This is a genomic window from Luteimonas rhizosphaericola (genome assembly GCF_029888045.1).
In the GTDB taxonomy this organism is placed as follows: domain Bacteria; phylum Pseudomonadota; class Gammaproteobacteria; order Xanthomonadales; family Xanthomonadaceae; genus Luteimonas; species Luteimonas rhizosphaericola.
This window is the reverse complement of the sequence record NZ_JARXRN010000028.1, coordinates 163,924-187,857: the sequence shown is the minus strand read 5'-3', so window position 1 is coordinate 187,857 and position 23,934 is coordinate 163,924. Positions and strand designations below refer to the sequence as shown.

General features: G+C 72.8%; 20 protein-coding genes and 1 pseudogene. 11 read left to right on the top strand and 10 right to left on the bottom strand.

Features of this window, described 5'->3' with window-relative positions; genetic code table 11:
• The first annotated feature begins 91 nt into the window (after window positions 1-91).
• On the top strand, window positions 92-367 hold the full coding sequence (locus QFW80_RS13380; protein WP_280602472.1) for a hypothetical protein: 276 nt from the start codon (window positions 92-94) through the stop codon (window positions 365-367).
• Window positions 368-451: 84 nt separating this feature from the next.
• Here QFW80_RS13380 and QFW80_RS13375 read toward each other — a convergent pair whose 3' ends face one another.
• On the bottom strand, window positions 452-997 hold the full coding sequence (locus QFW80_RS13375) for a DUF924 family protein (RefSeq protein WP_280602471.1): 546 nt from the start codon (window positions 995-997) through the stop codon (window positions 452-454).
• A 389-nt stretch (window positions 998-1,386) separates the two neighbouring features.
• Entirely contained in the window at window positions 1,387-2,163 is a 777-nt protein-coding gene (locus QFW80_RS13370) for an AMP nucleosidase (RefSeq protein ID WP_280602470.1), read from the bottom strand.
• Between the two features lie 224 nt (window positions 2,164-2,387).
• On the opposite strand from QFW80_RS13370, the pseudogene QFW80_RS13365 reads away from it, so the two are divergent.
• The 5 genes and pseudogenes from QFW80_RS13365 to QFW80_RS13345 all read left to right on the top strand — a co-directional run.
• Window positions 2,388-3,659, top strand: a pseudogene (locus QFW80_RS13365) (amidohydrolase); the annotation flags it as partial.
• Window positions 3,656-4,960: an amidohydrolase family protein gene (locus tag QFW80_RS13360; protein ID WP_280602468.1), complete on the top strand. Its 1,305-nt coding sequence runs from the start codon at window positions 3,656-3,658 to the stop codon at window positions 4,958-4,960. The pseudogene QFW80_RS13365 and the gene QFW80_RS13360, both read left to right, overlap by 4 nt.
• A gap of 235 nt (window positions 4,961-5,195) precedes the next feature.
• A complete protein-coding gene (locus QFW80_RS13355; protein WP_280602467.1) occupies window positions 5,196-6,137 on the top strand; it encodes a DegV family protein in 942 nt (313 codons plus the stop codon).
• Between the two features lie 64 nt (window positions 6,138-6,201).
• Window positions 6,202-6,543 carry a hypothetical protein gene (locus QFW80_RS13350; protein WP_280602466.1) on the top strand — a complete coding sequence of 114 codons (342 nt, stop codon included), beginning with the start codon at window positions 6,202-6,204 and terminating at the stop codon, window positions 6,541-6,543.
• A 5-nt stretch (window positions 6,544-6,548) separates the two neighbouring features.
• The gene (locus QFW80_RS13345; protein WP_280602465.1) at window positions 6,549-7,256 is read left to right on the top strand and encodes a Dph6-related ATP pyrophosphatase; all 708 of its coding nucleotides are present in this window, start codon (window positions 6,549-6,551) and stop codon (window positions 7,254-7,256) included.
• Here QFW80_RS13345 and QFW80_RS13340 read toward each other — a convergent pair.
• The 4 genes from QFW80_RS13340 to QFW80_RS13325 all read right to left on the bottom strand — a co-directional run bounded on the left by QFW80_RS13340 (window position 7,241) and on the right by QFW80_RS13325 (window position 11,786).
• Window positions 7,241-9,073 (bottom strand): methyl-accepting chemotaxis protein, encoded by a 1,833-nt coding sequence (locus QFW80_RS13340; protein ID WP_280602464.1) that lies wholly within the window; start codon window positions 9,071-9,073, stop codon window positions 7,241-7,243. The genes QFW80_RS13345 and QFW80_RS13340 overlap by 16 nt on opposite strands.
• Window positions 9,074-9,329: 256 nt before the next feature.
• The gene (fghA, locus tag QFW80_RS13335; protein ID WP_280603064.1) at window positions 9,330-10,169 is read right to left on the bottom strand and encodes an S-formylglutathione hydrolase; all 840 of its coding nucleotides are present in this window, start codon (window positions 10,167-10,169) and stop codon (window positions 9,330-9,332) included.
• Between the two features lie 183 nt (window positions 10,170-10,352).
• A complete protein-coding gene (locus tag QFW80_RS13330; RefSeq protein ID WP_280602463.1) occupies window positions 10,353-11,462 on the bottom strand; it encodes an S-(hydroxymethyl)glutathione dehydrogenase/class III alcohol dehydrogenase in 1,110 nt (369 codons plus the stop codon).
• A gap of 48 nt (window positions 11,463-11,510) precedes the next feature.
• Window positions 11,511-11,786, bottom strand: a complete 276-nt coding sequence (locus QFW80_RS13325) for a metal/formaldehyde-sensitive transcriptional repressor (protein ID WP_280602462.1) — start codon at window positions 11,784-11,786, stop codon at window positions 11,511-11,513.
• A gap of 106 nt (window positions 11,787-11,892) precedes the next feature.
• Here QFW80_RS13325 and QFW80_RS13320 point away from each other — a divergent pair, with 106 nt between their 5' ends.
• Window positions 11,893-12,750, top strand: a complete 858-nt coding sequence (locus tag QFW80_RS13320) for an alpha/beta hydrolase (RefSeq protein WP_280602461.1) — start codon at window positions 11,893-11,895, stop codon at window positions 12,748-12,750.
• A 69-nt stretch (window positions 12,751-12,819) separates the two neighbouring features.
• Here QFW80_RS13320 and ppc read toward each other — a convergent pair whose 3' ends face one another.
• From ppc to yihA, 4 genes are all read right to left on the bottom strand, one after another.
• Window positions 12,820-15,537, bottom strand: a complete 2,718-nt coding sequence (gene ppc, locus QFW80_RS13315; RefSeq protein ID WP_280602460.1) for a phosphoenolpyruvate carboxylase — start codon at window positions 15,535-15,537, stop codon at window positions 12,820-12,822.
• 86 nt (window positions 15,538-15,623) lie between these two features.
• Window positions 15,624-16,988, bottom strand: coding sequence for a glutamate--cysteine ligase (locus QFW80_RS13310; RefSeq protein ID WP_280602459.1), 1,365 nt, complete (start codon window positions 16,986-16,988; stop codon window positions 15,624-15,626).
• Between the two features lie 132 nt (window positions 16,989-17,120).
• Window positions 17,121-19,595: a cation-translocating P-type ATPase gene (locus QFW80_RS13305; protein ID WP_280602458.1), complete on the bottom strand. Its 2,475-nt coding sequence runs from the start codon at window positions 19,593-19,595 to the stop codon at window positions 17,121-17,123.
• A gap of 263 nt (window positions 19,596-19,858) precedes the next feature.
• Window positions 19,859-20,470, bottom strand: coding sequence for a ribosome biogenesis GTP-binding protein YihA/YsxC (gene yihA, locus QFW80_RS13300; protein WP_280602457.1), 612 nt, complete (start codon window positions 20,468-20,470; stop codon window positions 19,859-19,861).
• Between the two features lie 146 nt (window positions 20,471-20,616).
• On the opposite strand from yihA, the gene QFW80_RS13295 reads away from it, so the two are divergent.
• From QFW80_RS13295 to QFW80_RS13280, 4 genes are all read left to right on the top strand, one after another.
• Window positions 20,617-21,525, top strand: a complete 909-nt coding sequence (locus QFW80_RS13295) for a c-type cytochrome (RefSeq protein ID WP_280602456.1) — start codon at window positions 20,617-20,619, stop codon at window positions 21,523-21,525.
• 26 nt (window positions 21,526-21,551) lie between these two features.
• Window positions 21,552-22,184: a thiol:disulfide interchange protein DsbA/DsbL gene (locus tag QFW80_RS13290; protein ID WP_280602455.1), complete on the top strand. Its 633-nt coding sequence runs from the start codon at window positions 21,552-21,554 to the stop codon at window positions 22,182-22,184.
• A gap of 61 nt (window positions 22,185-22,245) precedes the next feature.
• Window positions 22,246-23,103 (top strand): thiol:disulfide interchange protein DsbA/DsbL, encoded by an 858-nt coding sequence (locus tag QFW80_RS13285; protein WP_280602454.1) that lies wholly within the window; start codon window positions 22,246-22,248, stop codon window positions 23,101-23,103.
• A 12-nt stretch (window positions 23,104-23,115) separates the two neighbouring features.
• Entirely contained in the window at window positions 23,116-23,877 is a 762-nt protein-coding gene (locus tag QFW80_RS13280; protein WP_280602453.1) for an endonuclease/exonuclease/phosphatase family protein, read from the top strand.
• Window positions 23,878-23,934 lie beyond the last annotated feature (57 nt).

Here is a 23,934-nt window from a genome sequence, read left to right as displayed (position 1 = left end):
GCGCGGCGTGCAGCGGAGATGCGTCTGGGATAGGATCGTGCCAGCAGCCAATTCCGACTGCTGGTTTTCCAACGCTCTGGGAGAATTCGCCATGAAGTCGATCCTTCTGATGGCATTGATTCTGTGCTGCGGGTCCCTTTTCGCCAACGAACCGGCTGCACGCGGCGAAGACGGAACGACCGACGCCGAGAAGAAGGTGCACTGCGAGCGCAAGAAGAGTCTCGGAAGCAATAAGGTTGAGCGCGTCTGCATGACGGAGTCCGAGAGGATCGCCGCCCAGGACGCCGCCCAAGCCGATCTGCAACGACTGGGGCGTTGCAGCGGGAATGATGTTGTCTGCCGCGGTGACCTGCCCCGAACCAATTGATCCCGGATAATTGATGCGGCCCGCTGCCTTCTTCAGCCTGGGGGAGGCGAGCGGCCCTTCCGGAGGGTGTGCGTACGCGCTGGCTCAGAAGCCGCCGCCGGCGTCGAGCCAGGCCTGTTCGTCCGCGGTGTTCTCGCGTCCCAAGGCGCGGTTGCGGTGCGGGAAGCGGCCGAAGCGTTCGATCACTTCGAGGTGCGCGCGCGCGTACTGCAGGTACTGCGCGTCGCCCAGCGCCTCGAACAGCGCCACCGCGCGCTGCTGGTCCGCCAGCGCCTCGGAATGCTCGAATGGCATGTGCATGAAGGCGCGCAGGTCCGCGTCAACCTCGCGGTCGAGGCCGGCGTCGAGCGCGCGCCCCGCGTAGTGCAGCGCCAGCGGATCGGTGGCGAACGCGTGGCCGCTGCCGCGGAACACGTTGCGCGGAATCTGGTCGAGCAGGATCAGCAGCGCCAGCGCGCCGTCGGCGCTGTCCATCCATGCATCGCATTCGCGCCGCGCCGCGGCCAGGTGCAGCCCGGTGAAGCGCTCGCCGCACTGGGCATCGAACGCATCGCCGCCGTTGAACCAGCGCTCGTAGCCGGACGTGCGCCAGAATTCGATGACCTGGCGGATCTCGTGTGCGTTGTCCATGCGGCGATGATAGCGCCGCCGCGCGTTCGTGGTCGGCGGGTGTGCCGCGTCGGGTCCGTGGACCCCGGGTGCGCTTCGCTTACCCGGGCTACGGGGAATGCGCGCAATGCGGGATCCCTCCATGCCGACCCGTCGCGTAGCCCGGATAAGGCCGCAGGCCGCATCCGGGGATGAGCAGGCCGGGATTGCCTCGCCCGTGGATCCGGGCGATCGGAAGATCGCGGCGGTCGTGTTTTCGCGGAGTCCCGGGTGCGCTTCGCTTACCCGGGCTACGGGAATGCTCGCGATGCGGGATCCCGCCGTGCCGGCGCATCGCGTCACCCGGATAAGGCCGCAGGCCGCATCCGGGAACTCGGCGGGAGACGCGCGTCGTGCGTGCCGCGGGGCGGCTATTCGTCGAACCGCAGGTGCCGGACCGACTTGCCGTGGCGGCGGATCAGGCGCAGCGCCTCGATCCCGATCTGGATGTGGCGCTCCACGAACTCCGCGCTCACCCGCGCATCGGAGATGTCGGTCTTCACCCCTTCCGGGATCATCGGCTGGTCGCTCACCAGCAGCAGCGCGCCCGAGGGAATGCGGTTGGCGAAGCCGGCGGCGAACAGGGTCGCGGTTTCCATGTCGATCGCCATGCAGCGCATCGCCCGCAGCCGCTTCTTGAAGGCGTCGTCGTGCTCCCAGACCCGGCGGTTGGTGGTGAACACGGTGCCGGTCCAGTAGTCGTGGCCGAGGTCGCGGATCATGGTCGAGACCGCGCGCTGCAGCGCGAAGGCCGGCAGCGCGGGCACTTCCGGCAGCAGGTAGTCGTTGGAGGTGCCCTCGCCGCGGATCGCCGCGATCGGCAGCACCAGGTCGCCGAGCTGGTTCTTGCGCTTGAGCCCGCCGCACTTGCCTAGGAACAGCACCGCCTTGGGCCCGATCGCCGACAGCAGGTCCATCATGGTCGCCGCGTTCGGGCTGCCCATGCCGAAGTTGATCATGGTGATGCCGTCGGCGGTGGCGCTGGGCATCGGCCGGTCGGTGCCGACCACTTCGGCGCCGGTGAGCCGGGCGAAATGCCCCAGGTAGCCGCCGAAGTTGGTCAGCAGGATGTGTTCGCCGAAGGCCTCGAGCGCCACGCCGGTGTAGCGCGGCAGCCAGTTGGCGACGATCTCGTGCTTGTCCTTCATGCGCGCCTCCGCTTTTGCGGCATTCTGTCACGCACCATGACCTTTGGCGGCTGGCGCATCGCGCACCAGCGGCTACCGTCAGCCGATTCTCCCGGGGACCCACACGCATGCTTCGACCCTTGACCGCCGCGCTGTGCGCGGCCCTGCTTGCCGGCTGCGCCAGTACCGGCGGCGGCGACACGCCGCCGCCCGCCGCCGAGGCGCGCCCCGGCTCCGGCCAGGAGCCCTATGCCAGCACCTACCGCGCGATCGCCGCGCCGCCGGTGCTGATCACCGGCGCCACCGTACTCACCGGCGACGGCCGCCGGCTGGAGGGGGCGGACGTGCTGATGCAGGACGGCCGCATCGCCGCGGTCGGCAGCGGGCTGACCGCCGGCAGCGACGTGGTGCGCGTGGACGGTCGCGGCAAGTGGGTCACGCCCGGCCTGATCGACGTGCACTCGCACCTGGGCGTGTATCCCAGTCCCGGCGCCAGCGCGCACAGCGACGGCAACGAGGCCACCGCGCCGGTCACCGCCCAGGTCTGGGCCGAGCATTCGGTGTGGCCGCAGGACCCGGGCTTCGGCGCCGCGCTCGCCGGTGGCGTGACCGCGCTGCAGATCCTTCCGGGTTCGGCCAACCTGGTCGGCGGGCGCGGGGTGACGCTCAAGAACGTCGCCGCCACCACCGCGCAGGGCATGAAGTTCCCCGGCGCGCCGCACGGGCTGAAGATGGCCTGCGGCGAGAACCCCAAGCGCGTGTACGGCCAGAAGGGCGGTCCCTCCACGCGCATGGGCAACGTCGCCGGCTACCGCGCCGCGTTCATCGACGCGCAGGACTACGCGAAGAAGCGCGAGAAGGACGGCTCGGGCAAGCGCGACCTCAAGCTCGACACGCTCGCCGGCGCCATGGCCGGCGACATCCTGGTGCACATCCACTGCTACCGCGCCGACGAGATGGCGCAGATGCTCGACCTGGCGAAGGAGTTCGACTTCAAGGTCGCCGCCTTCCACCACGGCGTGGAGGCCTACAAGCTGGCCGACCGGCTCGCCGCCGACGGCGTCTGCGGCGCGCTGTGGGCCGACTGGTGGGGCTTCAAGATGGAGGCCTTCGACGGCATCCAGGAGAACATCGCGATCGTCGACCGCGCGCCGAACGGCTGCGCGATCGTGCATTCGGACTCGGACGAGGGCATCCAGCGCCTCAACCAGGAAGCGGCCAAGGTGATGGCCAACGCACGCCGGGTGGGGATCGAGATCGCGCCCGAGCGCGCGATCCGCTGGATCACCCAGAACGCGGCGAAGTCGCTGGGCGTGCTCGACGTCACCGGCACCCTGGAGGCCGGCAAGATGGCCGACGTGGTGCTGTGGAACGGCAATCCGTTCACCGTCTACGCGCATGCCGAGCAGGTGTACATCGACGGCGCGCGCCTGTACGACCGCGCCGACCCGAGGCTGCGGCCGACCACGGACTTCATGCTCGGCCAGCCGACCGCCGCGGCCGGAGGTGCCCGATGAGCCGTCGTCTCGCCGTGCTGGCCACGACCCTCGCGGCCGCGCTCTGCGCCGCGCCCGCGTTCGCGCAGGACGTGCTGATCCGCAACGCCACCGTCCACACCGCATCCGAGCGCGGCACCCTGCAGGCGCACGACGTGCTGGTGCGCGGCGGCCGCATCGCCGCGATCGGCAGCGGGCTGTCCGCGGCCGGCGTGGCCGAGGTGGATGCCGGCGGACGCCCGCTCACGCCGGCGCTGTTCGGCGGCATCACCGGGATCGGCATCGAGGAGGTCTCGGGCGAAGCCTCGACCCGGGACGCCTCGCTGGCGCTGGGCGAGAACGCCAAGGACATCACCGTCCGCCCCGAGTTCGACGTGACCCTGGCCTACAACCCGGAGTCGATCCTGCTGCCGGTGGCGCGGGTGGAGGGCATCGGCTTCACCCTGCTCAGCGCCGGCACGGTGTCGGGCGGTTCGATCATCGGCGGCCAGGGCGCGGTGGTGCGCCTGGACGGCAGCCCGGACCCGGCAGGTCCGAAGGTGCTGTTCGTGGCGCTCGGCGCGGGCGCGTCGAACCTCAGCGGGTCCTCGCGCGCGGGCCAGTGGATGCTGCTCGACCAGCTGGTCGACGAGGCGCGCGGACGCCTGCCGGCGGATTCGAACTTCGCCCTGCTCACGCCCGCCGGCCGAACGACGCTCAAGCGCTACCTCGACGGCGGCGGCCGGGTCGTGGTGGAGATCGACCGTGCCGCGGACATCCGCCAGCTGCTGCGCTGGTCGCGCGCGCACGGCGTGCGCATCGCCATCGCCGGCGGCGCCGAGGCCTGGAAGCTGGGCCGCGAACTCGCCGCCGCCGACGTGCCGGTGTTCATCGACCCGCTGGTGAACCTGCCGGGCAACTTCGACCGCCTGGGCGCCACGCTCGAGAACGCCGCGCGCCTGCATGCGGCCGGCGTGCGGGTGGGCTTCACCCAGTCGGGCGATGCCTCGCACAACGCGCGCAAGGTGCGGCAGCTGGCGGGCAACGCGGTCGCCAACGGGCTGCCGTGGGAGGCCGGGCTGGCGGGCCTGACGCGGGTGCCGGCGCAGGCCTTCGGGCTCGGCGACCGGCTCGGCACGATCGCGGTCGGCCAGACCGCGGACCTGGCGCTGTGGACCGGCGATCCGCTGGATGTCGCCCATGTGGCCGAGCAGGTCTGGCTGGGCGGGCGCGCGATCCCGATGCGTTCGCGCCAGACCGAGTTGCGCGACCGCTACCTGCGCGCGGCGCCGGCGCCCGAGGCCGGCGCCCTGCCGCGCGCCTATCCCGCGCGGGTCGAATAAGGTCCGCCCCGGCGGCGTCGCCCGCTGGCGGGCGGCGAAGCTGGACGGGACGGCCGCCCCCGGGCGGCCGTCGTCGCATCGGGGCCCGGCGCGGGAACTGCGCAGAGGGGCGATGGGAGCCACCGTGAGGAAACCGGGCACCTGCGCATCCGCGGCTGCCGCGGCCGCGGTCTCTGCGCGACAATGGCGGGCGACAGTCGGGCGCGATGGCCCGCGACGGAAGGAGGCCCAGCGCATGCGTATCGGACTGGTGGTCGATTCGACCTGCGACCTGCCGGTCGCGTACCTGCGCGAGCACCAGGTCGAGATCCTGCCGATCTCGGTGCGCATCGGCGACCAGCTGCGGGTCGACTACCGCGACGAGGCCGACACCCTGGCCTTCCTGCACTCGCACATCGCCGAGCGCGGCGCCAACGCCGAGACCATCCCGTTCACCGTGGAGCAGATCCGCGACCTGTTCCTGCAGCGGCTGGTGGTCGACTACGACCACGTGTTCTGCATGACGGTGACGAAGACGCGCAGCCAGATCCGCGACCACGCGCAGCAGGCCAGCTACGCGATCCTCAACGAGTACAAGCCGATCCGCGCCGCCGCGGGACATGCCACGCCGTTCGCGATGCGCCTGGTCGATACGCAGAACCTGTTCTCGGCCCAGGGCGTGCTGCCGGTGGAGGCGGTGCGGCTGCGCGCGGCCGGCGACGGCCCCGGCCGCATCCGCGCGCGCCTGGAACACCTGGCGCTGCACACCTACGGCTACCTGGTGCCGCGCGACCTGTACTACATCCGCAACCGCGCCCGCCACAAGGGCGACCGCAGCGTGAGCCTGCTCAGCGCCGCGCTGGGCACTGCGCTCGACATCAAGCCGGTACTGCGCGGCTGGCGCGGCGACACCGGCCCGGTGGCGAAGATCAAGGGCTTCGATCCGGCCGTACGCGCCCTGTTCGAATTCGCCGCGCGGCGCGTGGCAACCGGCCTGCTCACGCCCACGCTGTGCCTGTGCTACGGCGGCGAACTCGACGAGATGCGCGCGATGCCGGGCTACGAGGCGCTGCGCGCGGCCTGCGCCGATCGCGGCATCGAGGTGTTCGAGACCGTGATGAGCCTGACCGGCATGGTCAACGTGGGCAAGGGCGCGGTGTGCGTCGGCTTCGCCGCGGACGCGCACGAGTTCGGCTGACCGCCACGCGGCCTCGACGCGCCCGGCTGCTAGCCTGAGGCCTGACCCGCACCGAAGAGACGCGATGGCCACCCGCTACCACATCCGCCTGCCCGACCCGGCCGCCCTGCGCGGCGCCGGCGACTTCGCCTTCCGCTCGCAGGGCGCCGAGGGCTTCGCCGAGGAACTGCAGGCCGCGCTGCGCACCGACGCCCTGTTCCAGCGCTGGCGCGCCAGCCAGGAGGATCCGGACGCGGTCGATCCCGCGCTCGGCGCGGTCGACCCAGCCGCCACGGTGACGGGAGAACCGCACGACCTGCACGTCGACCTGGTCGCCAGCACCTCGCTGCCCGGCAACCTGCTGCGCCAGCGCATGCGCCTGCTCGCCGGCAGCGCGTGGGAGCTGCGCGACGTGCGCGCCGGCTGAGTCCCTTGCCCACGCCCGCCCTGCTCGCCTGGAGCGGCGGCAAGGACGCCGCGTGGAGCCTGCACGTGCTGCGCCAGCGCGGCGAATTCGACGTGGTGGGCCTGTTGAGCACGATCACGAACGAGGACGGCCGCAGTTCGATGCAGGGCGTGCGCCGCGAGGTGCTGCGCGCGCAGGCCGGGGCGACCGGACTGCCGCTGCTGGAGGTCGACCTGCCCGCGTCCTGCACGAACAAGGCCTACGAGGCGGCGATGACGGAAGCGCTCGCGGGCGCGGCCATGCGCTGGCCGGACCTGCGCACGGTCGCGTTCGGCGACCTGTTCCTGGCCGACATCCGCGCGTGGCGCGAGCAGCAACTGGCGCGCATCGGCTGGCGGGTCGCCACGCCGCTGTTCGGTCGCGAGACCGCCGCGCTGGCGCGGGAGATGATCGACGGCGGACTGCACGCGTCGCTGTGCTGCGTGGACACCCGGCAGCTCGATGCCGCCTTTGCCGGACGCGCGTTCGACGCCGCGCTGCTGGCCGACCTGCCGGCGGGCGTGGATGCCTGCGGCGAGAACGGCGAGTTCCATACCTGCGTGCACGCCGGGCCGATGTTCGCATCGCCGCTTGCGCTGGTGCGTGCGGCGACGTCGCTGGACGACGGGCGCTTCGCGCGCACCGACTTCGCCCTGGCCGATGCCGGCCCGGGCGCGCCTCAGTCCAGCGTGTAGCCCACCCGGAAGCCGCCCCAGTGGCGGCCGTCGACGAACACCGGCACCGACAGGTCGAACATGATCTGCCCGGTGTCGCGGCGATAGACCTGCAGCCGGTACGGATCGGTGTGCGCGCCGACGCTGCGGCCGACGCGGTCGGCGAAGATGCGCTTGGTGCGGTTGCCGACCAGGTCGCGCGCCGGATCGCCGGTGAGCGGCTGGCAGAAGCGGTCGTTGTGGGTGGGCACGTAGCCGTCGGGGTTGGCGCTGATCGCGAACACGATCCACGGATGCGCCGCCAGCACCGCCTCCTGCAGCGGCGGCAGCAGTTCGTCGCACAGGGCGTCGAACGCGGTTTCGTACTTGGCCGGCTCGATGCCCTCGATCCGCGCGTAGTCGCGCGAGAACAGCGCATCGGCGTCGATCCAGCGCTGGCGCAGGGCATCGGCGAAGGTGGCACCGATCGCGGTCGACGCCTCGCGCGCCAGGTCCAGCACGCGCGCGTGGCGCGGTTCGCGCAGCGGATCGGGCGGCAGCCGGAACAGGCCGACGCAGTCGTGCAGCGCGCCGGCGCCGGTGCCCAGCGCCTCGCTGCGTTCGGCGACCTTGGCCGCGTGCTGCAGGTTGCTGCGTCCCAGTTCGGCCACCTGGCCCACGGCGCGGTCGATGTCGGCGATCGCTTCGCCCTGGCGGGCGACGCCGGTGGCCACGGTGTCGATCGCGGCGCTGGCGCGGGCGAGCAGGCCGCCGATCCCGCCGAGCACGTCCTCGGTGCGGCGCGCGGTCGCGGCGCCTTCGCCCAGCGCCTCCGCGTTCTCGCCGATGATCCGGCGCACGTGGCGCGCGGCGTCCGCGGCGCGCTCGGCCAGACGCCGGATCTCGGTCGCGACCACCGCGAATCCGCGGCCGGCGGGGCCTGCATGCGCGGCTTCGATGCTGGCGTTGATCGAGAGGATATTGGTCTGGAACGCGACCTGGTCGATGACCTCGATCACGTCGTTGGCGCGTGCCGCGCTCTGCTGCACCGCGGCCATCGCCTCTGCCAGGGCATGCGCCGCGGCGGCGCCCTCGCGCGCGCTGTCGTCGGCGCTGGCGGCCACCGCGGTCACCGCGCGCAGGTCGGCGCCGATGCCGTCGAGCCCTTCGAGCAGTCCGCGCGCGGAGGCGACGACCGATTCCAGCGCATCGACCTGGGCTTGCGACTGGCGCACCAGTTCGTCGTTTTCGGCCACCACGTGCGGCACCTCGGCGGCGACCTGCAGCGACAGCGCCACCGCCTGGCGGATGGCCTCGGCGAGGTTGCCGAAGCCGGCCGCCAGGCGGCGGGTCTCGGGGCGCGCGGCCTCCGAGGGATCGAGCAGCAGATCGAGCTCGCACGCCGCCAGGCGGTCGCCCACGCGCGCCAGCAGCTGGGCGGCGACGCCTTCGTCGGCGGCCGCGACCGGCGTCGCCGCGGCGGCGACCGGCGCGGCGGGCAGCAGCGGAACCACCGACGCGGCCGCGGCGCGTTCGCGCCACAGCGCGGCGCTGTGCGGATCGGGCAGCGACAGCAGCCAGCCGCCGCCGTCGCGGTCGTACTGGTAGCACACGCGGCGCGCCGGATCGGGGCCGGGCGCCACCCACACGCCCTCCTCGCCACCGAGGTCGTCCGGCGACAGGCCCCACACGCAATCGCAACCCAGCGCCTGCGGGTCGGCCCCGGTCAGGTCGAGCAGGTCGATCGCGGCGCGGTTGAGCGCCTGCACCCGGCCGTCGCCGTCCAGCCGGATCAGCGCGACGGGAGCATCGGGCAGCGCCGGCAGGCGGGTCGTGGCGGGATCGTCGAAGGCGGGCATGTCCGCTCCCGGGAGGAGTCCCTGCCTATAACGGCTGCGGAGCCGCGAAACTGAGCCGCGTTCCCCGCGCGGAAGACGATGCGTCCGGGGCACGGGCCGGTCGGCAGGCCGCCGGACGGCCAGGGAACCCGCGGCGGCTCGCGTCTCCGCCGTCAGGGGACCTGCCGTATCCGCCAGGACGGCAGCGCCGCGACGGCCGCAGCGGCACCCCGGGACGGAGGCGGCCCGTCGAGCGGGGTCCGCCGTCCCCGAGGGCTCAGGCCTGCAGCGCCCGCGCGTGATGGGCCAGGTGGTCGCCGATGAAGCTGGCCATGAAGTAGTAGCTGTGGTCGTAGCCCGGCTGCAGGCGCAGGGTCAGCGGATGCCCGGCCTCGGCGCAGGCTGCCCGCAGCAGGTCGGGCCTTAGCTGGGTGTCGAGGAATTCGTCGCCCTCGCCCTGGTCGACCAGCAGCGGCAGGCGCTCGCTGGCGCCGGCGAGCAGTGCGCAGGCATCCCACTCGCGCCAGGCCGCGCGGTCTTCGCCGAGGTAGGCGGTGAACGCCTTCTCGCCCCACGGCACCTGCGACGGCGCCACGATCGGCGCGAACGCGGACACGCTGCGGTAGCGCCCCGGGTTGCGCAGCGCCAGCACCAGCGCGCCGTGGCCGCCCATCGAATGGCCGCTGATCGCGCGCCGGTCGTCGACCGGGAACTGCGCTTCGACCAGCGTCGGCAGTTCTTCCACCACGTAGTCGTGCATGCGGTAATGCGTCGCCCACGGCGCCTGCGTGGCGTTGAGGTAGAAGCCCGCGCCCTTGCCGAGGTCGTAGCCGTCGGCATCGGGCACGTGCTCGCCGCGCGGACTGGTGTCCGGGGCGACGACGACCACGCCGTGCTCGGCCGCGTAGCGCTGGGCGCCGGCCTTGGTGATGAAGTTCTGCTCGGTGCAGGTCAGCCCGGACAGCCAGTACAGCACCGGCATGCGCGCGCCGGGCGCGGCCGCCTGCGGCGGCAGGTACACGCCGAAGCGCATCGTGCAACCCAGCGCGCGCGATGCGTGTTCGTAAACGTCCTGCCAGCCGCCGAAACAGGCGCGGTGTTCGATGCGTTCGAGCATCATGGTCTCTCCCGTGTTTCCGTCTCCCGCCAGGGAGGAGGTGGCGCGACGCGCCGGATGAGGCTGCAAAGGAGCGTGAGGGGGTCGGCGGACGCGGACGCTGCGGGGGCGCAACGGCCGATCACCGGGGTGTCGCCGCCCCCTCGACCCGACCCCTCTCCCCGGGGGAGAGGGGCGCGAGCGTCAGTAGTGCACGACGGACCGGATCGACTTGCCCTCGTGCATCAGGTCGAACGCCTCGTTGATGCCGTCCAGCGGCATGGTGTGGGTCACGAACGGAGCGAGTTCGATCTCGCCGCGCATCGCGTCCTCGACCATGCCCGGCAGCTGCGAGCGGCCCTTCACCCCGCCGAACGCGGTGCCCATCCACTTGCGCCCGGTCACCAGCTGGAACGGACGCGTGCTGATCTCCTGCCCGGCGCCGGCCACGCCGATGATCACGCTCTGGCCCCAGCCGCGGTGCGCGCATTCGAGCGCCGCGCGCATCACCTGCACGTTGCCGATGCATTCGAACGAGTGGTCCACGCCCCAGCCGGTCATCTCCACGATCACCTGCTGGATCGGCTGGTCGAAGTCCTTCGGGTTGACGCAGTCGGTGGCGCCGAAGCGCTTCGCCATCTCGAACTTCGAGGGATTGGTGTCGATGGCGATGATGCGTCCCGCCTTCGCCTGGCGCGCGCCCTGGATCACCGCCAGGCCGATTCCGCCCAGGCCGAACACCGCCACGCTGTCGCCTTCCTGCACCTTGGCGGTGTTGTGCACCGCGCCGATGCCGGTGGTCACGCCGCAGCCGAGCAGGCACACGTGCTCGGGATTGGCCTCGGGGTTCACCTTCGCCAGCGACACTTCGGCCACCACGGTGTACTCGCTGAAGGTCGAGCAGCCCATGTAGTGGTACAGCGGCTGGCCCTCGTACGAGAAGCGCGAGGTGCCGTCGGGCATCACGCCCTTGCCCTGGGTGGCGCGCACGGCGGTGCACAGGTTGGTCTTGCCGCTGGTGCAGAACAGGCACTGCCCGCACTCGGCGGTATACAGCGGGATCACGTGGTCACCGGGCGCCACGCTGGTCACGCCCTCGCCCACCTCGACCACGATGCCGGCGCCCTCGTGCCCGAGCACGACCGGGAACAGGCCTTCGGGATCCTCGCCCGACAGCGTGAACGCGTCGGTGTGGCAGACGCCGGTGTGGGTGATCCGCACCAGCACCTCGCCGGCCTTCGGCGGAGCAACGTCGATCTCGACGATCTTCAGCGGTTCGCCTGCGGCGAAGGCGACGGCGGCACGGGATTTCATGGGATACGACTCCTGCAATGGATGCCGGCGCCAGCGCCGGCAGGGATTTCATCTCAGATACGAGCGCACCAGCGCGGTCATCTCGTCCACCCGCGCCTTGCGGCTGGCGGCGTCGGCCGCGGGTTCGCCGAACTGCTCGCGCAGGTGCGCCTCGAGCACCTCGCTCATCAGCCCGTTGACCGCGCCGCGGATCGCCGCGATCTGCTGCAGCACGGGCGCGCAGTCGGCACCGGCCCCGAGCGCGCGCTCCACGCCCTCGCACTGGCCGCGGATGCGGCGGATGCGGGCGAGGACCTTCTTCTTTTCCTCGGGCGAATGCGGCACGACGGGCACCGGCTCGATAGTGGGGGGCAGTATATCCGAGGCGGCATGGCGGTGCTGCGCTAGCATCGGCCCCGCCGGCGCCCGACCCCGCCGGCCTGGAGCCACCATGCGGAGGCTGTTCTGCGTCCTGGGCCTGTGGCTGTGCGCGATGGCCGCCGCTGCGGCGCTGCCCGCGGACGAGCGCGCCCCACCGGTGCCGCTGGACCACCTGCCCGCACTGCGCGGTGGCTACTTTCCGCTGGTGGACGCGGCCAGCGGGCGCACCCACCACGTCTACGTGCGCCTGCCCGCGGGCTACGAGGAGGCGCCGGAGGCATCGTGGCCGGTGGTCTACCTGCTCGACGGCGACAGCCTGTTTCCCCTGCTGGCGCCCACCCACCTGTTCCTGACCTACGACGAGGGCCTGCCCGAGGCCATCGTGGTCGGGATCGCCTACGGCGATTTCGATCCGTCGATCAACCGGCGCGACCACGATTTCACCGCCGTGGGTCCCGACAGCGCACCGGACCAGGGCGGTGCGGAGGCCTATCACAGGTTCCTGCGCGCGCAGGTGCTGCCGCAGGTAGAAAGCCGCTACCGCGCCGATCCTGCGCGGCGCGTGCTGGTCGGGCAGTCGCGTGGCGGCTACTTCGTGCTGTGGTCGGCGCTGCGCGACCCGGATCTGTTCCAGGGCCGGATCGCCAGCAACCCGGTGTTCGCGCCGGCGCGCGAGCAGCTGTTCGATGCGCCGGCGGCGCACCGGCGCGACGACCTGGCGGTCGTGGTAGTCAGTGGCGCGCGCGACACCGCGCCGCGGGTGCAGGGCGCGGCGGAGTGGACGGCCGCCTGGACCGGCCGCGCCGATGCCCCCTGGGACGTGGACCTGGTCGTGCTCCCCGAAGGCACCCACGCCGCGAGCATCGGCGAGGGCTACCGGCGGGCGATGCTGCAGCTGTTCGGCCAAGCGCCCGTGCCGGTGCGATAGGTCTTCGATCACGCGGGTGGCCGGCACCGTGCGCGGGTGCCGGTTGCCGGTGCCGCCGGATGCGCGGCCTCAGCCGGTGTTCTGGATGCCCGCCGAGATCCCGTTGACGGTCGACACCAGCGCGCGCAGCAGGTCCTCGTCCTCGCGGCCGCCGGCGCGCCAGCGCTGCAGCAGTTCGACCTGCAGCAGGCTGAGCGGATCGACGTACGGGTTGCGCAGCCGGATCGACAGCCGCAGCCGGTAGTCGTCGGCGAGGATGCGGTCGCGCTGCTTGAGCAGCAGGATCGCGTCGCAGGTGCGCAGGAACTCCTCGGCGATGCCGGGGTGGAAGGTCTCGTGCAGCGGGCCGGCGAGCTTCGAATAGCGCTCGAAGATGGCGAGGTCGGACTTGGCCAGCAGCATCTCGACGTCGTCGAGCATCGCGGCGAAGAACGGCCAGTCGCGCGCCATCTCCGACATCGCGTCCTGGCCGTAGCGCTGCACGCCCTGGCACAGCGCGTGGCCGATGCCGTACCAGCCGGTGAGGCCGGAGCGGTTCTGCGACCAGGCGAACACCCACGGGATCGCGCGCAGGTTGTCGATGCCGCCGTCGCGCCGGCGCGAGGGACGCGAGCCGATCTGCAGGCGTTCGATCACGTCCACCGGGGTGGCGGCGCGGAAGTAGTCGGGGAAATCCGGGTGCTCGTGCACCAGCGCGCGGTAGTGCGCGCGCGAGGCGTCGGCCAGGGCCTTGGCCATCTCGCGCCAGGCGTCCTCGCGCGGATCGCGCGGGCGCGGGCGCAGGGTCGCGCGCAGCACCGCGCCGGTGGTCTGCTCCAGGTTGCGCAGCGCCAGCGCTCGGATGCCGTACTTGCGGTGGATCACCTCGCCCTGCTCGGTGACGCGCATCGAGCCGTTCACCGAGCCGCGCGGCGCGGCGATGATCGCGCGCTCGGTCTTGCCGCCGCCGCGGCTGACCGAACCGCCGCGGCCGTGGAAGAACATGATCCGCACGCCGAACTCGTTGGCCAGCGCGGTCAGCTCCACCTGGGTGCGCTGCAGCGCCCAGCGCGAGGCGAACAGGCCGCCGTCCTTGGCGCTGTCGGAATAGCCGAGCATCACCGTCTGCTCGTCGCCGCGCGCGGACAGGTGGCGGCGATAGGCGGGATCGGCGAACAGCGAGCGCATCACGTCGGGCGCGGCCTTGAGGTCGTCGACGGTTTCGAACAGCGGCGAGACGTCCAGCGGCACGCCGTCGCCCTCGACGCAGCCGGCCACGCGCGCCAGCGCCAGCACCGCCAGCGCATCGGCCGCGCTGCGGCTCATGCTGATGATGTACAGGCCGATCGCGTCCACGCCGTGGCTGGCGCGCAGGTCCAGCACGGTGCGGAAGACCGCGAGCGTCGAAGCCAGCACATCGCCGGGCGCAGACGGCGCGGACGGCGGCTTGTCCAGCAGCGCCTGCAGGCGCGCGGTGCGGTCGTCGGCCTCGCGCGCGGCCCAGCCGTCGTCGCCCAGCAGGTCGCCGAGCGCGGTGTCGTGCACCGCCGAGTCCTGGCGCAGGTCGAGCGCGGCGAGGTGGAAGCCGAAGGTGCGCGCGCGCCACAGCACCCGCTGCAGCGCGAAGCGCCCGGCATGCTCGCCGCGGTGGCGGGCGAGGCTGGCGTCGATCAGCTCCAGGTCGGAAATGAATTCGCGTGCGCCGGCATAGCCGCGTGCATCGCCCTCGGCGGTCAGCGCCAGGCGTGCCTTCATCATGTCGATCAGGCGCCGGTACGGCATGTCCGCCAGGCGCGGCCGCAGCCGGCGCGCGGCCTGCGGCAGCTGCGCGATGTAGGCATCGGTGCGCGCGACGACCGCCGCGTCCACCTCCACCCGGCCCAGCGACTGGGTGAGCATGTTGCCGAGCGCGCGCAGGTCGGCGCGGTACTGGGCGATCGCCTGCGCCCGCTGCGCGTCGAGCGCGGCGCGGATGGTGTCGGCGTTGACGTTGGGGTTGCCGTCCATGTCGCCGCCGACCCAGGTGCCGAAGCGCAGCACCTGCGGCAGCGTGATGCGGCGGCCGTACACGGCTTCGACCGCCTCCGCGAAGGCCTCGTAGTACACCGGCACCACGCGGTAGAGCATGTTGGCCAGGTAGTAGCCGACGTGCTCGACCTCGTCGGCCACGGTCGGCTTCTCGGCCGGCGTGTCGCTGGTCTGCCAGCCGGCGGTGAGCGACAGGCGGATGCGCTCCAGGTCCGCGCGACGTTCGACCGGCGTGCGCGTGCGGTCGATGTCGTCGACCAGGCGGCCGACGATGTCGCGCTCCTTCTCCAGCATCACCCGGCGCACGGCTTCGGTCGGATGCGCGGTGAACACCGGCTCGACCCACAGCCGCGGCAGCGTGGCCTGCAGTTCCTCGAAGGTGACGCCGTCCTCGCGCAGCCCGCGCAGCACCGCCTCGAACCCGCCGGGCTGCGGCAGCTCGCTGCTGCGCTCGTACTCGCGCCGGCGGCGGATGCGGTGCACCCGCTCGGCCAGGTTGATCGCACCGAAATAGGTGGAGAACGCGCGCACCACCACCTCGGCGTCGGCCAGCGGCACGCGCGCCATCTCCTCGGCCAGCGCGTCGACCGGCAGGCCCTGCTCGCGCCGCGCGATCGCGGCGCGGCGGATGCCTTCGACCTCCTCCAGCAATGCCGGCGAACCCTGCTCGGCGAGCACTTCGCCGACCAGGGCGCCGAGGCGGCGCACGTCGTCGCGCAGCAGGGTGTCGGTGTCGGCGAATTCGAGCTGGTCGCGCAGCGGACCGTCTGGGATATTCATCCGCCAGAGGCTAGCGTGTTTCGTGACGCAGCGCAGCATCCGTTGCCGGCGCAACCGTCGCCGGTGGCCGCGCGCCGCCCCTTGGCTCAGTACGCGAACTCGCGGAAGACGCGGTCGATGTCGCCGTGCCATTCGCCGTGGTACAGCGCCAGCTTGCGCTCGGCCGGGGTCTGCCCGGCCTGGACCACTTCCAGCAGCGGCGTGAGGAATTCGCGCTCGTCCTCGCCGCCGGCGTTGCGTCGCGCGCGGCGCGCCAGCCCCGCGGCGGCGATCTCCAGCGCCTGGCGCGCGAGGTCGCGCACCGTGCCGCCGCGGAACGGAAGCTTCAGCGCCTGCGCCGGCACGCCGTCGCGCAGCGCGTGGCGCTCGGCCATCGTGAAATCCTTGACCAGGTCCCAGGCGGCGTCGAGCGCGGCATCGTCGTACAGCAGGCCGACCCAGAACGCCGGCAGCGCGCACAGCCGGTTCCACGGCCCGCCGTCGGCGCCGCGCATCTCCAGGTACTTCTTCAGCCGCACCTCGGGGAACGCGGTGGTCATGTGGTCGTTCCAGTCGCGGAGGGTCGGCAGCGCGCCGGGCAGCACGTCCAGGCGCCCCGCGAGGAAGTCGCGGAACGACTTGCCGGCGGCGTCGATGTACTCGCCGTCTCGATAGGAGAAGTACATCGGCACGTCGAGCAGGTAGTCGACGTAGCGCTCGAAGCCGAAGCCCTCCTCGAACACGAAGTCGAGCATGCCGGTGCGGTCGGGATCGGTGTCGGTCCAGATGTGCGAGCGGTAGCTCAGGTAGCCGTTGGGCCTGCCCTCGGTGAAGGGCGAATCGGCGAACAGCGCGGTGGCCACCGGCTGCAGCGCCAGCGAGACACGGAACTTCTTCACCATGTCCGCCTCGTCGGCGTAGTCCAGGTTGACCTGCACCGTGCAGGTGCGGGTCATCATGTCCAGGCCGAGACCGCCCACCTTCGGCATGTAGTCGCGCATGATCCGGTAGCGGCCCTTGGGCATCCACGGCATGTCCTCGCGCCGCCACTTGGGCTGGAAGCCCATGCCCAGGAAGCCCAGGCGCAGCTCGTCCGCCACCGCCTTGACCTCGCGCAGGTGGCTGCCGACCTCGCGGCAGGTCTCGTGGATGTCGACCAGCGGCGCGCCCGACAGCTCCAGCTGTCCCGCCGGCTCGAGCGTGACCGACGCACCGTCCTTGAGCAGCGCGATGGTGCGCCCGTGTTCCTGCACCGCCTCCCAGCCGAAGCGCGTCAACCCGGTGAGCAGGGCCTCGATCCCGCGCTCGCCGTCGAACGGCGGCGGGCGCAGGTCGTCGAGACGGAAACCGAACTTCTCGTGCTCGGTGCCGATGCGCCAGGCCTCGCGCGGCTTGTTGCCGGACGCGAGCACCTCCACCAGCTGGTCGCGGTGGGTGACGGGGGACTCGCCGGCGTGGCTCGGACTCGACATGGGACGCTCGAAGGGGACGGGCGCGTCGCACGCAGGCACGGCGGTCGCGAGGCGGCACTATAGAACGTCGCCCCGGCGCACGGCATTCCGGTGCTGGAACGCAGGCGCGGCACCGGTGCGGCGTCCGCCCCCTCAGCCGGACGGACGCGGCGCCACATGCGCCCGGCGCCCCGCGCGGCGCGCGCCGGCCGTGAACAGCACGGCCACGAGGCCGGAGGCGACCCCGGCGATCGTCGCCAGCGCCCAGCCATGGAGGTCGAGCGGACGCAGGTGCACCCAGGCAGCCAGCGCCGGCACCTGCACCAGCAGCAGCAGCGAAGCCGGCGCGGCGAACGCGATGACGCGCGCGGCGCGCGACCGCAGCGCCGACAGCGTCGCGGCGACCGTGGTGCCGGCCAGCACCAGCGTCGCCAGCGCCAGCGTGCGCGCACGCTCCGCGTCGTCCGCCCCGGCCGCATAGGCCAGCAGCACCGCCGCGGTCATCGCCAGCCCGGTGGCCACGATCGCGGTCCACGCGCGGCGGCCGAAGAACGTCGCGCGCCGGTCGCGATCCACCGGCGCCATGCGCCCGGACGGGGGCGGATCCTGGAACGCGAGCAGCGCGGTCGGATGGATCAGCAGTTCGAGCCAGACGATGTGGATCGGCAGGTACAGCAGCGGCCCGCCGGCCATCGGCACGATCGCGGCCGTCAGCACCAGCGGCAGGTGCACCATCAGCAGGTAGGCGAAGCTGGACTGCAGGTTGCGGAACAGCTGGCGGCCCTCGGCGATGGCGCCGACGATGGTCCTGAAGTTGTCGTCGAGCAGCACGATCGCGGCGAGCTCGCGGCTGCTCTGCGAACCGCTGCCGCCCATCGCGATGCCGACGTCGGCCGCCTGCAGCGCCGGCGCGTCGTTGACCCCGTCGCCGGTCACCGCGACGATCTCGCCGTGCCGCTGCAGGCGCTGCACCAGTTCCAGCTTCTGCGCCGGGACCGCACGCGCCACCACGTCGACGCCGTCCAGCGCGTCGTCCGCATCCGCCAGCGCGGCCATCGTGGCGACCACCGGCCGGCCGTCGCCGAGCCCGGCCTCGGCGGCGATGGCGCGCGCGGTGCCGGGATGGTCGCCGGTCACCATCAGCACACGGATGCCGGCATCGCGGCAGGCACGCACCGCCTCGCGCACGCCCGCGCGCAGCGGGTCTGCGAACGCCAGCAGGCCGCGGAATACGAAACCCGCGTCCGGCTCCACGTCGGGCGCGGACGGCGACGCCAGCTCGCGCGCGGCGAACGCGATGACCTTGTGCCCGGCATCGGCGTGGGCGTGCACCCGCTCGCGCCACTGCGCGCGCATCGCCTCCGGCATCGCGCACAGCCCGAGCACGGTTTCCGGCGCGCCCTTGGTGACGGCCAGCGCCGGGGCTCCCGGCTGCTGCCAGATCGCGGTCTCGCGGCGCCGCGCCTCGGTGAACGGGAACACCCGGCGCCGTTGCGCCAGCCCGTCCGCGCCGGCAGGTGCCAGCGCCAGGATCGCGGCATCGAGCGGATCGCCGCTGTCGGCACGGCAGGCCAGCGCCGCCAGGCCGAGCAACGCCGCGTCCGACGTCCCTAGCGCCGGGTCGGAGTGCGCCAGCGCCAGCCGGCCTTCGGTCATGGTGCCGGTCTTGTCCGAACAGATGCAGGTGACGCGGCCGATGTTCTCCACCGCCACCGCGCGCCGCACCAGCGCCTGCCGTCGCGCCAGCCGGTAGACCCCGGCGCCGAGGAAGAAGGTGAACACCACCGGGAACTCCTCAGGCAGCGCCGCGACCGCGAGCGTGACCGCGCTCAGCAGCGCATCGACCAGGCCGTGGCCCTGCGACAGCCGGATCGCGGCCAGCAGGGCGCAGATCGCGAGCGCGGCGATCAGCAGCGTGCGCACGAGGCGGGCGATCGCCTGCTGCAGCGGCGTGCGCGCGTGCGTGCCCTGGACCGCCAGGCGCACGATCCCGCCGTAGAGCGTCTCGCCGCCGGTGTATGCGATGCGGATGCGCAGCTGCCCGGTCAGCAGGCGGGTGCCGGCCGCGACCCAGTGCGCCGGATCCGCCGGATCCGCGTCGACCGACCAGGGACGCTTGGACACCGGCAGCGATTCCCCGCTCAGCATCGCCTCGTCGAGCTGCACGTGGTCCACGGCCTGCACCAGTCCGTCCGCCGGCACCGCCTCGCCGGCGTGCACCTCGACCAGGTCACCCGGCACCAGCTCGCCCGCCGGCAGCGGGCGCCACCGGCCGTCGCGCAGCACCTGCGCGGAGGTCGCCAGGCGGCCCGCCAGGCCACGGGTCGAGGCCTGCGTGCGCCGGTGCAGGTAGGCGTCCATGCCCAGCAGCGGGACCAGGGCGACCAGCAGGATGATGGCCTCGACCCGGTCGCCGAGCCACGCGAACAGGGCCGCCGTGCCGAGCAGGAACCACAGCATCGGGTCGCGCAGGGTGTCGCGCAGCAGCCGCCACAAGGTGGGCGGCGGCGCCTCGACGATGTCGTTGCGGCCGTGGCGCGCACGGCGCACCTCGGCGTCCGCGGTCGACAGCCCGTTTCCGGTGCCCAGCAGGCCGGCGAGGCGTTCGTCCGGAATTCTCGCGTGCATGGGCGATCTCCCAGGCCGCACCGCGGTCGGCGCGTGGCGGTCGCGGCCCGCTGCGGCCCGCCATTCTCGCCGGAAAACCCGCCCGCCCTCGCGGGGCGACGGCGGGCCTCACGCAGGGCGTTGCTGGAGGGGCGGCGCGTGCACCCGCTTCAGGACCTGCCGGCGCAGCGCCAGGCGAAGGCGCGCAGCCGGAGGGCGACCGCCACGGGTGCCACCGTGGTGGCGATGGCCAGGGGCGAGGCCCGTGCCTCAGTGCGGCCTGGTCAGCCGCCCAGCTCCAGCCAGCCCGCCACCACCGCGCGCAGCTCGTCCACCCCGGCCTTCGTCTCGCCGGAGAACGCCTGCACGCCGACGCTGTCGCCCCACAGGGCCGACAGCTGTTTGCGCACCGCCTGCACGGTATTGCCGGCGGCGCCGCGCGAGAGCTTGTCGGCCTTGGTCAGCAGCGCATGCGCCGGCAACCCGCGGCGCATGGCGTAGCCGAGCATCTGCAGGTCGTAGTCCTTGAGCGGGTGGCGGATGTCCATCACCACCACCAGCCCGCGCAGGGCGAAGCGGTCCTGGAACCACTGGTCGATGAAGGCCTGCCAGTGTTCGCGCAGCGCCAGCGGCACCTTGGCGTAACCGTAGCCCGGCAGGTCGACCAGGTAATTGCCCTCGTGCGGCGGCAGCGCGAAGTACACCAGCTGCTGGGTCCGGCCCGGGGTCTTGGACACCCGCGCCAGCGCGTTCTGCTGGCACATCGCGTTGAGCGCGCTGGACTTGCCGGCGTTGGAACGGCCGGCGAAGGCGACCTCGGCGCCGCCGTCGGGCGGCAGTTGCTTCGGGGTGTGGGCGGCCAGCAGGTAGCTGGCGCGCGCGAACGGGTTCGACATCGGGGTCCACGGGCTCGGGGCGGCGCCTAGCTTCTCACGGGCGCGCGCCGACGCGGTTTGACCGTCCACGTGGCCGGCGCTGATAATCCCGGGCCTTGCGGCCGCGTGGGAACCCGGCCGCGTTCCCGATTTCCGGAGCCCAGCCAATGCGCCACGCTCGCGCCTACGGTTTCGCCGGTCTCGTCGCCCTCGTGGCCGGCGCCGTCGCGTTCGCCCAGTCCACCGTCGAACCGCTGCCGGAGAACCCGCCGGTGGAGGTCGCGCCGCTGGACGCCAGCGCGCTGGCTGCCTTGGACAAGACCCAGGCCGGCGACGCCGAGCGCGGCGCCACCCTGGCCGGCACCTGCGCCGCCTGCCACGGCCTGGACGGCAACCCGCCCGATGGCCTTGTCTATCCGCGCATCGCCGGGCAGAGCGAGCGCTACATCGCCCACCAGCTGGCGCTGTTCAAGAGCGGCGAGCGCAACACCGGCCAGGCCGCGGTGATGATGCCGTTCGCCAGCCCGCTGTCGGCGCAGGACATGCGCGACCTGGGCGCGTTCTTCGCCACCAAGACCGCCGCCGCCGGCATCGCCGACGATGCCGTGGTCGCCGAGGGTCCCTACCAGGGCCTGAAGTTCTACGAGATCGGCGAGAAGCTCTACCGCGCCGGCGACGCCGAGCGCGGCATCCCGGCGTGCATGGCCTGCCACGGCCCCTCCGGCGCCGGCAACCCGGGCCCGGCCTATCCGGCCGTCGCCGGGCAGGAAGCGGGCTACGTCGACCGTCGCCTGCAGGAATACCGCGCCGGCACCACCAGCCAGCAGGACCGGCACCTGTTCGACATCATGGCCCAGATCGCCGCCCCGCTGAGCGACCAGGAAATCCAGGCCCTGGCCAGCTACCTGCAGGGCCTGCACGAGCGTCCCGACGCCGCCACCCTGGCCGCGATCGAGGCCGCGGGTCCGGTGGCGCCGGCCGCCGCGCCGGCCCCGGCGACCGCCCCGGCCGCGCCCGCGGCGCCGGCCGACGCGCCCGCCGAGGCCGCGCCCCAGGCGGACGCGCAGGGCTCCTGAGTCCCGCGCCCGCCCGCAGCGCGATCGTGACGTTCCGCCGCCTGAGCCTGCTGGGGCTACTGGCCCTGCTGCTGCCCGTGGCCGCGGCCGCCCAGGCGCCGGTGGCCGGCAGCGACTATGTCGTGATCGAGGGCGGCCAGCGCTGGACGCCCGAACCGGGCACGGTCGAGGTGGTCGAGGTCTTCGCCTACGCCTGCGGCCACTGCGACCGCTTCCAGTCGATGCTCGCCGCATGGGCGCGCACCGCCGGCGACGACGTCCGCGTGCACTACCTGCCGGCCGCCTACGATCCCGGCAACGCCTACGCCCGCGCGTATTTCGCGCTCGAGGCGCTCGGGCGGGTGGCCGAACTGCACCCGCGGCTGTTCGACGCGATCCACCGCGAGGGCAGCCTGCCCGCCCGCGGCGCCTCGGTGGCCGAGGTGGCCACCTTCCTCGCCGGCGAGGGCCTGGACCGGAGCGCCGTCACCGCGGCGATGTCCGCGCCGGCGACTGACGAAAAAATGAATGCCGCGCGCGAGTTCGCGATGCGCAGCGGGCTGCAGGGCACGCCGACCCTCATCATCAACGGCAAGTACCGGGTCCAGGGCTGCTCGCTGGGCGACAGCCTGCGGATCGCCGAAGGCCTGATCGCGATGGAACGCGCAGTTCCGCGTTGAGGTCCGCGGCCCTCACGGCCGGCACGGTACGCTTGCCCCCCAACGCTCCAGGAACCCGCCGATGAACCTTCGTGCCGCCTCCCGCCTCGTCCTGATGCCCGCCGCGCTGGCGCTGCTGCTGGCCGCCTGCCAGCCGTCGACGCCCGAGGAGGCGGCCGCCGCGCCGCCGGCCGCCGAAGCGCCCGCTGCCGACGCCCCGGCCGAGGCGATCGCCGACGAACCGGCGCTGGACCCCGCCGCCGCGGCAGCTGCAGGCCAGGCCGATGCCAGCGCCGACGCCGCGGCCCAAGGCGCGCCGGCCGGCGAGACCCCGCCGCCCGCGCCGGCGTCCACGCCGTCCGCGGTCACCTTCGCCACCGAGGGCGAACACTACGACCTGATCCCGGGCGGCCAGCCATTCGAGCCGCTCGACGGCAAGATCGAGGTGGTCGAGGTGTTCAACTACGTGTGCCCGGCCTGCGCCATGTTCCAGCCGCTGGTGAACACCTGGAAGGCGCGGCTGCCGGCCGACGTGCGCTTCACCTACGTGCCCGCGCCCTTCGGCGGCAACTGGGATCCCTACGTGCGCGCGTACTACGCGGCCGAGGCGATGGGCATCGCCGACAAGGCCCACGACGGCATCTTCCAGGCGATCCACGTCGACCGCAGCCTCAAGGGCGAGCGCGGCGCCGACTCGGCGCAGGACATCGCCCGGGCCTACGCGAAGTTCGGCGCCGACCCGGCGCAGTTCGCCAGCACCATGGCCAGCTTCACGGTGAACGCGAAGTTCGGCCGCGCCAAGCAGTACATCGCCCAGCAGCGCGCGAACTCGACCCCGACGATGATCGTCAACGGCCGCTACCGCATCAAGGCGCGCAACTTCGAGACCATGCTGGAGAACACCGACCGGGTCATCGCGCAGGTGCGCGCCGGCGGCTGAGGCCCCTCCTGCATGTCGACGCAACACCTGCGGTTGCTCAGCGCCAACATCCAGGCAGGCTCGAGCACCCGGCGCTACAGCGACTACGCCACGCGCAGCTGGTCGCACGTGCTGCCCACGGGCGGCAAGCGCACCTCACTCGACGCGATCGCCCAGCTCGCCGGGCAGCACGACATCGTCGGCCTGCAGGAGAGCGACCCGGGCAGCTGGCGCTCGGGCTTCACCAACCAGACCCACTACCTGGCCGAGCGCGCCGGCTTCGACTACTGGAGCCACCAGCCCAACCGCCGCATGGGCGCGGTGGCCTCCAGCGCCAACGGCCTGCTCAGCCGGCTCGAGCCGGTGGAGGTGGCCGACCACGCGCTGCCCGGGCGGATCTCGGGGCGCGGCGTGCTGCTCGGGCATTTCGGCAACGGGCCGGAAGGCCTCACGGTCGCCGTCGCGCACCTGTCGCTCGGCGCGCAGTCGCGCCGCATGCAGCTCGACTTCATCGCCGAGCTGCTGCAGGACTTCCCCAACGCGGTGCTGATGGGCGACTTCAACTGCGTGGTCGACTGCCCGGAGATGGGCAATCTGTTCCGGCGCACGCGGCTGCAGCCACCGGCCTGCGCGGTGCATACCTTCCCGGCCTGGAAACCGATGCGCGCGATCGACCACATCCTGGTCAGCGATAGCCTGCGCTGCGAAGGCCTGCGCGCGGTGCCGGCGGCATTCTCCGACCACCTCGCGCTGTCGCTGAACCTGGAAGTGCCGGAGTCGGCGCTGCAGCGCTGAACAGGGGTCAGAGTCGACTTTTCCGCCCAGGGCAATCGGCCGCCCGGAGATCGGAAG